The 2,247-nt window shown below is 59.9% G+C and carries 1 protein-coding gene; it reads right to left on the bottom strand.

The window, feature by feature from the left end:
• The coding region (locus tag EHV23_RS15085) for a condensation domain-containing protein (protein WP_148098601.1) at positions 1-2,247 on the bottom strand (2,247 nt) is incomplete at both ends.

Genomic DNA, 2,247 nt, shown 5'->3' with positions numbered 1-2,247 from the left:
CGCAGCATCCCTCATCGCCCTGAGCCGGTGCGCCAGCTGGTTGGCCTTCGCGTTCAATTGCGCATATGTCAGCCGCTCGCCCTCATACTGCACAGCCACCGCTTGCGGTGTCCGTTGCACCTGCTGCTCAAAGAGCTCATGGATCAGCGCCTGCCTCGGATACTCGGCTTGTGTGGCGTTGAACCCGTGAATCAGTTGATTTTTCTCGACTCCAGGAAGCACCTCCAACTGCAGCACCCCCCTCTCCGGATCAGCCTCCAGCGCCTCAACAACCCTCTGCACTGCACAACCCAAATACCCCAGAATGCGTGCCGGATCAACAACGCTTACATCCGTCTGAGCCGTCAGTGCAAAGCCACCATCTCCCAGATCATCAACCGACACCGCAAACGGGTAGTTGGTACGCTCCTTCGCATCCACTACCGCCATACCTGACCGAATAGCCATCTCGTCCGAACCCTGGCTGTGTCGGAAGTTCAGCATCGCACTGAACAGCGCCACACCGTTGTCCATACCACTACAACGCTGCGCTACCGCCAGAGCCGTCTGCTCATACTTCAGCATACCCACCAACACGCCCTGCACTGTTCGCATCGCCTCAAGCACACTTGCGCCCTGCAGCTTCAACCTCACCGGCAACGTGTTGATGAACATACCCATCATCCGGTCCGCACCGACCACACCTCCCATACGCCCCGACAGCACACTGCCAAAAACCACATCATCCCGCGACGTGCACCGCGCCAGCATCAAAGCATAGGCCACATGGAACAGCGTTGCCGCACTCACGCCCAGCCCGCGCACACGCTCCCTGATCCGCTGCGACAGCTCTGCACCCAGCAACTGCTCACTCGCCCTGATCGCAGTACCGTCACCATGAACATCCGTCAGCCCGAACGGCACGGTGGGCTCATCCACATCCTCCAGCATCTGCCGGAAAAACGCTTCCGCATCCGTTTCACGCTGGCTGTTCAGGCTATGGGCCACGAAGTCCCGATAATGCATCGGCACCGGCAGAGCACCCTCCTCGCCTTTCAGAATCTGCACTACCTCCTGCATCATCACATCCAGTGACACATGATCTACTATCACGTGATGGAACATCAGGACCGCATAACATGGCTCCCCATCACCTCCCCTCATTCGGCCGGTCACACGCACCGGCCGAAGGTTCAACAGCGGCGGCCGGGACAAATCCATCGATAAAGGAGCATCATCAAGATAGACCTTGATACTCTGTAATGCATCGCCCTCCTCGGCTACCTCCAGCGGCTCCGTCACCAGCTCCACATGGCGATATACCACCTGCACCGCCTGCGGCAGGTCTTCCCACAGAATCACCGTACGCAGCACATCATGTCGTGCCACCACTTGGTTCATGGCCCATGCAAAGCGTTTCAGCTGCTCCTGTGAAGCAAAGGACGCAATGGCGTACGACACATACGGATCGCTGTCCCGGTGGAAGCGGTGATAGAACAGCACCCCTTCCTGTAACGGCGCCAGCGGGTAGATGTCCTGAATGTTGGCCATCCCTCCTGGTACCGTCTCCGCTATCCGATCGATCTGCGCCTGATCCAGCTCCACCAGGGGCAGCATATCCGGCGTGATATGGGTGCAACCTTGCGGGATCAGATTCGCCGGTGCCTCCCACGTATCGATTTCCTGCCCGCTGATCTCTGCCGCTAGTGCCGCCAGGCTTTCCGCATGAAACACCTGACGGATCTCGGCTTTCAGACCTGCCTGACGTAGCTTCTCCACCAGCGACACAATCAACAGCGAGTGTCCGCCCAGATCGAAGAAACCGTCGTTTCTCCCCACACGCTCCACACCCAGCAGCTCCTGCCAGATTCCGGCCAACACCTCTTCCACCGGTCCCTGCGGCGCCTCGTACGCATGCGTGACCAGCGCTTCCGCATCCGGCGCCGGCAACGCCTTCCTGTCCACCTTGCCGCTCGTGTTCAGCGGTATCGCTTCCAGTTTCACAAACGCCGACGGCACCATGTATTCCGGCAGCTCCACTCTCAAATGCTCACGCAGCCGCGTCACCTCCTGTTGTTGCCGGGTCGCTTCATCATCTCCGGCATCGGCCCCATGGCCCAACGCACCGAACATCGCCCCTTCCCCTTTGGATCGGGCCGTCCAGTACGCCACCAACCGCTTGTCGCCCGGATGGTCCTCCCGCGCCAGCACCACCACTTCCTTCACTTCAGCCAGCTCGCCCAGCCGCGCCTCTATCTCGCCCAGCTC

Source organism: Lautropia dentalis, assembly GCF_003892345.1.
Taxonomy (GTDB): Bacteria; Pseudomonadota; Gammaproteobacteria; order Burkholderiales; family Burkholderiaceae_E; genus Lautropia; species Lautropia dentalis.
The sequence above is the reverse complement of the archived record's forward strand: the minus strand, read 5'-3'. Positions and strand labels throughout refer to the sequence as shown.